Consider the following 7,668-nt stretch of genomic DNA (forward strand, 5'->3'; position numbering starts at 1 on the left):
CAGCGGGCCCTTCTGGAAGCCCTCCCCGGATGGTCATGGGACCCCTTCACCGAACGCTGGGAGATTGCATACAAGGTCCTGGTGAAGTTCACCGAACGGGAGGGTCATGCTCGTGTTCCCAATTCGCATCGCGAGAATGGCATTCCGCTGGGGACATGGGTTACGCAGCAACGCAGCAAGCAGGACAAGCTAACCATCGAGCAACGGAAGCGGCTGGAGGCACTTCCGGGCTGGAACTGGGACGCGCGGTCGGACATGTGGAATCGAAAGTTCGCGCTCTTGCGACAGTTCCAGCAGCGGGAAGGACACGCACTAGTTCCACAAAAACACATCGAAGACGGCATCAAGCTTGGATCGTGGATCAACGAGCAACGGAATAGAAAGGAGCAGATCGGTGACGAACGGCGGGTGCTTCTGGAGTCCGTGCCCGGGTGGGCATGGGATCCGCATACCGCAGCCTGGGAACGCGGATACCGCGCCTTGGTTGACTTTGCACATCGAGAGGGACACGCTCGCGTCTCCGCCGGACACGTCGAGGCCGGTGTGAGGCTTGGAGTGTGGGTGGGTGAGCAACGGGTAAACCAAGTTACGATGTCCCCGGAACGTAGAAGGCGGCTCGAAACAGTCCCGGGCTGGAGCTGGAATTCCATAGAGGACTCATGGATGGAGCACCTTGAGGTGTTACGAGTATTCGCCGCGACGGAGGGACACACCAACGTTCCCGTGGACCACATCGAAGACGGCTTAAAGCTCGGGCAGTGGACAAGGCTCCGGCGGCGCGAGGATACGAAACTCACACCGCGCAGAAGAGAGTTACTGGAAGCCGTTCCTGGATGGTTCTGGGGCAAGAAGGCGGACTATGTCTGGAGTCAGAAGTTTGGGCTCTTGGAGCAGTTCGTCGCGCGCGAAGGTAACGCGCGCGTTCCGTCTACTCATATTGAAGTGGGTGTAAAGCTCGGCGGCTGGGTGACAGAGCAGCGGGCGGGGAGAGCGAACCTTCCTGCTGACCGAAAAGCCAAATTGGAAGCCTTGACGGGTTGGAGCTGGACATTCGACCAGGACGTATGGAGCGAACGATACGACCTAGTAGTAAAGTACGCGGCCCGAGAGGGACACTCCCGTGTGCCGCAGAGTCACATCGAGGGCGAGATAGCGCTCGGTTCGTGGGTCGCAGTTCAGCGGCAGAAACGAGATGCGCTGACCGCGGAGCGCCTAAAGAAGCTGGAAAACCTTCCCGGTTGGACGTGGAGCCCGCACGATGCACGATGGGATAGCGCGTACGAGCTTTTGCGGGAGTCCATCGAGGAGTACGGTACTAGTCATCTGCCATATGACCGCATATACAAAGGCATGAGACTAGGCAGCTGGGTAAGCCTCCAGCGCAGCAATTATGCGAAGGACAAGTTGAGCGCGGAGCGTCAACACAAGCTAGAAAAGCTCACCGGGTGGGAGTGGACTACTTAGACCGCGTCCGATCGCGCAGCAGTGAAGCGGAACTGGCGGGACCCGTCTGTTCAATCCACTCGCGCCGAACTAGCAGGTCAGGTCATCGACGCTGAGCGCTCGGGCTGGTCCGGGGGCGAGTAGTGCCTAGTTAGCACTACTCGCCGGGGAGAGATGTTCGTTACGCACTCCTTGATGTGTCTGGTGTGCCGTCTGGCGTCGACGGCTGATCAGTCGCGATCACGGGTAGTCGCAATGAGAATGTGTGGGTCTGGACCCCCGCCGCCGGTCAGGAACCCGCGATCCCTTCCGGTGGCCCCGCTACGGTACCGGCGGTAGACACCATCCGAAAGGACGAGCGCTACTAGGCAATTCGAGAAGCGGCCACTTGCAGACACTGACCATCTGAGGTGAGTGTGGGCTGCGACCGAGGCATGGTGGGCGCGTAACGTGCTACTGCTTGCCAGCGACGAAGGGGCAAGCACGGTCGAACCAATAGGTGAGTCGGGCGTAGCCCAAGATGCGGACAAATCCAGGGAGGCGGAGGCAAGATGACGAGTGACGGTGGCGCTGTCGCGGCGTTTGGATTCCGATTCCAATATCTTGTCACGGTCGAAGAGTTCCTTCGTACCGTGACCGGCAGCTCGGATGACCCGGGTTCCCTCGTTCTGATCGTGGAGCCAAGACGACATGACATCGGTGTCGGCAACGACGACGACGTCGTCGACTTTGCGATCGAGCGCAACGGGCGAGTCGAACGCCATGTGCAGGTCAAATCGTCCGTGGTGCCGTCCGAGTCGAACACACTCGGATATGCCGACGTCGAAAAGATCTTCGCCAGAATGGGCAGCGAGGGGGAGGAGGCAGCGGTCCTGACGAACAGGCCATTGTCGCCGAAACTCGTCGGCGCCTGCGGTAATCCGTCGAGATCTGCGGAGGGCAGAGTGGCCTATCCTGTCACGGCTGCCGAACTCACGCAGGGCGAGTCGTCGCCACGCAGGATGGTCATGCGGGATGATCGCGGCGCTGCGGCAATCAAAGGATCAATTCTGGCGTTGATCCGTGGGATCCGACGCGATCGGGCGCTCGGCCAAGGCGAGACTTCCGCGGGGTTGCTTGCCGCGCTGCTGATGGATGCTGTGTTTGATTCGGCCGCGGACCTGGCCGCACGCCGGATCAGCGGCGCCGACATCAACGATCTGCTGTGCATCCCGGATGCACAAGTTGCGCATGTGCTGCGTCGCTTCGACTGGGGTGTGCCGTTACTCGAGGTTCCACGCCTTGTGTCCCCAGTGGCGCGGACAGCTGAGCTGATGGAGCTGACCGCCTTGTTTACCGAAAGCGTCGCGTCGCGGAATCCGCGCGCTGTTGTGCTGACCGGTGTGACAGGGTTCGGTAAGAGCACCATCGCCGCCGATTTCTGTCACCTGAATCGACATTTCTACGAGCACGTCTGCTGGATCGACTGCCGTACACAGGGACTGGTGGAAGCCAAGGCGAAGTCCATCCTCGTCGACCTCGGGGTCGACGAGGAAGCGATCGGAGACGTTCCGACTGCCTTTCGATCCGAGATGGCCCGCCTCGGTGGTCCGTTCGTTTTGGTCTTCGACGGTGCCATCACACGGCAGCAGATCGAGCCGTACATACCGTCGAGCGGATGCGGATTCGTCATCGTCACGTCCACCAACAGCATCGGATGGTGGAGCGCAGCAACGCAACTGCAGATTGACGCCTTTACTGAAGAGGAAGCGGTTGCCTGCTTCGAGGCATTCGCTCAGTTCGAGTCGGATACCCACACGCCCGCGATCATCGAGATTGTCGAACGGCTCGGCCGGGTGCCTTTGGCGATCGCTATGGCAGCGTCGTACTTCCGCAATGCGGATGAAGACGTCTCCCAGCTGTCGAGGCAATATTTCGCACGGCTCGACTCGCTGTCCGAAGCGACGGCAGTGCCCGAGGGGTACGACAAGACGGCGTTCGCAGCGATCCGGTTCGCGGTGGCGCAACTGGGGCTCGACTCCAGCCCCGAGCGCAGGAGTGAGACTCGGGCGTTGATCTACCACGCCGCTTTCATGGCACCAGAGCTCATCCCGGTGAACCTACTCCTGCAGACCGTGTCCGAGACGACCACAGTCAATCTGCTGGATCCCCCCAAGCCGCAAATCGCCGATCAAGCACGCCGCAACGGGGTCCTTACCAATCTCCGAACTCAATCAATCGCGAAGCGACGCCACTATGCGGACTCATCTACGGTCGTCAATCCGGCCAGCGACACGATTAGTATCCACCCACTCGTCCATGAGATTCTCCGCGAGATCCACCGCCGTAGCGCGCCGGACGAGTACGTGGTGGATCTGCTGGCTCTCCTGATGACCTGCACGATGGGTTGGATCGCGGCGCTCCGATCCAAAGGTCAATTCTTCGCCTTGGAACAGCTCATGGTGCACGCACGGTGGATCCTGGAACTGGTTTCGGCGGTTCAGCTAACAAGCGTCATCGATCCCAGCAGGGTCTATGTATTTCGATGCGCGAGGTTGTTCCTCCGATACGAGATCGCAACCACTCACGCATCCCGCGGTCACTACGACAACAGTGTGAACGAGATCGAGCTTGCGCTGGACGAGGTCAGCGATCTGACCTTGAGCCATGGCGCTCAGTTCCTTGCCGCTACGGCGGCGTGTGCGGCACTCGCTGACAACGTTCTGGGCAATCTAGGTCAACAGCGCTGCGCGATGTGGGCCGATCGGGCGCTGGCGGAGTTGATCAAGTTCGATGCGGTGGGCGGACCGAACCGCGGTGACCAGTTGGTCCGGCTGGCGATCCAAGCTGCGCAATCCATCGAACAGTCAAATATCGAGAGTAAACAGGACCTCATCGACAAGTTCGGCGAGATCGCCTGCCGTCAGAGTATTTCGGCGGTTCCCGACGCAGTACAGATCGAGAGCCTTCAAGAGCTTGTTGTCCGGGGCGAGTTCGCTGCGGTTCTCGAACTCGTACAGCGGATGCGGGGTTCGGAGCCTTCTGCGGACGAGCAGGTCATGTACGACCACTTCGACGCCATAGCCTACCTTCATCTCGGCCGATTCTCGGACGCCGAACAGGCAATCGACCGCATCTTGCAACTCGCAGGAAGATGGTCGTACCTCCATACGTCACTAAGACTGGCAAGCAAGGCGATCGACAGAGCGTTGCGGCAGACACGACCTGAATGGCACGCTCGATCAGCTCGACTCCAAACCCAACACGTTGCAGTGCAGCAACTTCTGGACCGCTTATCCGCCGAGGCTGCCTCCTAGGCACGGCTCGGGTCGGCCGAGACGACACGGTCTCGACCATCGCCGCCGGGATCGGTCGGGCATGTGGAACCGTGTTTGGCGCCGGCGCTGAGCGAAGGGCGAAATAGCGGCTCGCCTCGTTCGCGCTCTTGACTTGGCGGGAAACCTATGAAATCCCGAGATCAGGCGCGGGATCGCGTCTGTCCACGTCTGTGAGCGTCAGCTCGACGGATCTTCTGTAGCTCCTGCTACTGGAGTGCAGAGGTGGAACGACTCGCAGGGGTGAGATGTCGGTTACACACTCCTTAAATGCCCGCATACGGAGAGGAGATGACAGTGTCACCTCCCTACTCCCTACAGCAGACCAAGATTCGGCGCGACGAGAGCGCGGATCGTGGTTGATCGGTGAGGCTGTGGTCGAACCACCACCACCGGTCCGCAGACCCGGGACACGGGTCCGGCGCGGACGGATGTCCCCAGTTCGGTCTTCCACATTGCTACCAACCAATCGGCATAAGCATCCGGTAATGCCGATTTTGAGTGCAGAGACTCCGTAGCGCGGAGCGCGGAACCTTCGCCACGAGTTACGACGTACAGACCCACACGCTGTAGTCAGCGTCAGCGCCGGCGCCCCAGCCAACTCCGGTCAGTCGCTGCACCATCTCGAAGACGTAGTCCTCGCTTAGAGGCTCTGGAGCACCCTGTTCCTCGGAAAGCGGTGCTCCGCGCTCATAGGCCAACTCTCCTTCGGTATAGATGATTTGGCGCACCATCTCTCCTTCGAGGTACCAAGCGAAGCCATGGGTCGTCGAGACGCTGTTGGTCACCCAGGCGAGCGCCCTCCTGGTGCCCGAAACCTGCAGCACCGCTTGTTCATCGAAACTCACTCGGAACTCTGGATCGGCAATGAAGGTCCAGCCGCCCACCGTGGCAACCCCATAGTCGTGGGGTTCATGATGCACCGTATCGATATCGGCGCTCTCGCCCGTTTCGTAGGGCTGGCCTGGTAGATCTGTCGGATCCACAGACCCCTCGACGATCAGCCCCTGCACTTTCCATCCCACGCCCAACTCGCTTCCCGCGCAGGTCTCCGCCTGCAGCACGCCAAACTGTAGGGGTAGCTCCGACACCTCGGTGCGCAGCAGCTCAGGTATCTTCTCGGCGCGTATCCGCTCATGCCGCTGATCGCGCGGCCTGCTCCGAGCCTTAGGAGTGCAGAGCCGACCCTGCTCGCCGGGGTGAGATGTCGGTTACACACTCTCAAATGCCCGCATACATGGAGCCGGGCTGCACGGCGAAGCGACGATCGCAGAAGCCGTGCGCGGCGCGATGATTGCCCAGAACTTGCCCGCCGCAGCGTAGGAGTCAGGCCTCCAACACCAGGAACAGGAAGGCCAGGAACCTCGGGTCCTCGCGGTCCTGGAAGAACTCGGGGAACCGCTCCACCGCTTCCGGGGCAGGTGCCGGTTCCTCTACGCGGGTGATACGGAATCCGCTGTCGAAGAATGTCTGGAACATCGTCGACAAGGACCGATCCCAGAATGTGAGGTCTGCGGTCTGCCCGGCCATATCAGTCACCTTGCGTTGGCGCGTGGCGAAGTAGTTTGTGGTCTCGCCGGCCTGAAGTTGCGTGAACCACATGACCAGCGGATGCTCCACCGAGAGGATTAGGCGGCCTCCAGGCTTAAGCACGCGGCGCATCTCCGCCAGCGGGGAGCGCCAGTCCTCGAGGTAGTGCAGTGCGAGGGAACAGACAACGTCGTCGAATGTATTGTCGCCGAACGGAAGAGGGGTAGCCAGGTCCCCGACGTGTAGCTCTGCGGCGCCCCCAACTCTGTCTGTGGCGATGTCGATCAGGGCCTGGCTGCCGTCGATTCCGACCGCAGTCGCTCCGCCTTCGATGAGGTCGACGAGCGTGGGACCCGAGCCGCACCCGGCGTCCAGCACATGCTTACCCGTCACGTCGCCGAGCAGGTTCCGGATCGCAGGCCGGTTGTAGTACTCGTTGAGGAGGCTCGTCGCGTTCTCCTCGGCGTAGGCCTTGGCGATCGGGTCGTACGCGGCCGCGCCGCCGGAGTCAGTTTGCTGCGTTGTTGTCCCCACGTGCCCGAAGCTAACACGGCAGTAGCAGATGCGCCTCAAGGCTTCCCGTCCACGTGCAGAATCCGAGTTCCTTTGCGCGCCAGATCATCACCCCCACTCAACACCAGGACCGCCCAACTCGAACATCCACTTCTGCCGCTGGGCGCGCGGTCACGAACGTCCGCATCTGCCGATGAGCGTGCATCTGGACGGCTCCCACTGCGATGCGAGGTCGAGGCCGTAGGAGCCATCATGACTGTGTTCGCCTCGTGGCAGGATCTGGCATATGTGGAAGGACCTGATCGGAGGACTCTATGCGGATGCCGAATTCGCACCACCGGCCTCCGACACCGAGATCGATCAGATCGAGAGGCAACTCGGCCAGCCGGTGCCGAACGAATTGCGGGATCTGCTGCGGCGCACGAACGGTGTGCAGGCCGAGTGGGGGTCCGGGCTGGTGTGGTCGGTGCAGGAGATCATCGATCAGAACATCGAGTTCCGACGCAACGCCGAATTCGCCGAGCTGTACATGTACTTCGACCATCTGATGTTCTTTGGCGACAACGGCGGTGGTGACCAGTTTTGCTACGTCCTGCTGCCATCTGGACATAACGCCGAGGTGTTTGTGTGGGATCACGAGTCCGATGACCGCAAGTGGGTCGCCGGTTCGTTGACCGACTACCTGCAACTGCGGGCAGGCGCTGAGGGCGACGACTGGTACAAGTGACCGCGTCATCGTTCCGCACAATGACCGCCCGCGAAACATCCTCAATTGCCGCTGATCGCGCTGACTGAACGGCCAGCGCGAGGCGCTGGTGAAACCACTGAGCCCCCACCCGAACATCGTCGGGGATGTGGAGCATCAGCG

The 7,668-nt window shown here is 61.1% G+C and carries 5 protein-coding genes; 3 read left to right on the plus strand and 2 right to left on the minus strand.

Annotation, left to right across the window (positions count from 1 at the left end; all coding sequences use genetic code 11):
• Together ACFWF2_RS33050 and ACFWF2_RS33055 are read left to right on the plus strand one after the other, a co-directional pair.
• A partial coding sequence (locus ACFWF2_RS33050) for a helicase associated domain-containing protein (protein WP_379311407.1) occupies positions 1 to 1,464 on the plus strand: 1,464 nt, incomplete at its 5' end.
• A 530-nt stretch (positions 1,465 to 1,994) separates the two neighbouring features.
• Positions 1,995 to 4,739 (plus strand): ATP-binding protein, encoded by a 2,745-nt coding sequence (locus tag ACFWF2_RS33055; RefSeq protein WP_379311408.1) that lies wholly within the window; start codon positions 1,995 to 1,997, stop codon positions 4,737 to 4,739.
• Positions 4,740 to 5,302: 563 nt separating this feature from the next.
• On the opposite strand, the gene ACFWF2_RS33060 is transcribed toward ACFWF2_RS33055, so the two are convergent.
• Both ACFWF2_RS33060 and ACFWF2_RS33065 read right to left on the minus strand, forming a co-directional pair.
• Complete coding sequence (locus tag ACFWF2_RS33060) at positions 5,303 to 5,821, minus strand: DUF6461 domain-containing protein (protein WP_379311409.1); 519 nt, start codon at positions 5,819 to 5,821, stop codon at positions 5,303 to 5,305.
• Positions 5,822 to 6,083: 262 nt separating this feature from the next.
• Positions 6,084 to 6,821 carry a class I SAM-dependent methyltransferase gene (locus tag ACFWF2_RS33065; protein ID WP_379311410.1) on the minus strand — a complete coding sequence of 246 codons (738 nt, stop codon included), beginning with the start codon at positions 6,819 to 6,821 and terminating at the stop codon, positions 6,084 to 6,086.
• 265 nt (positions 6,822 to 7,086) lie between these two features.
• On the opposite strand from ACFWF2_RS33065, the gene ACFWF2_RS33070 reads away from it, so the two are divergent.
• Positions 7,087 to 7,527, plus strand: coding sequence for an SMI1/KNR4 family protein (locus tag ACFWF2_RS33070; protein ID WP_379311411.1), 441 nt, complete (start codon positions 7,087 to 7,089; stop codon positions 7,525 to 7,527).
• Positions 7,528 to 7,668 lie beyond the last annotated feature (141 nt).

The sequence above is a fragment of the Nocardia sp. NPDC060259 genome (assembly GCF_042728775.1).
Lineage (GTDB): Bacteria > Actinomycetota > Actinomycetes > Mycobacteriales > Mycobacteriaceae > Nocardia.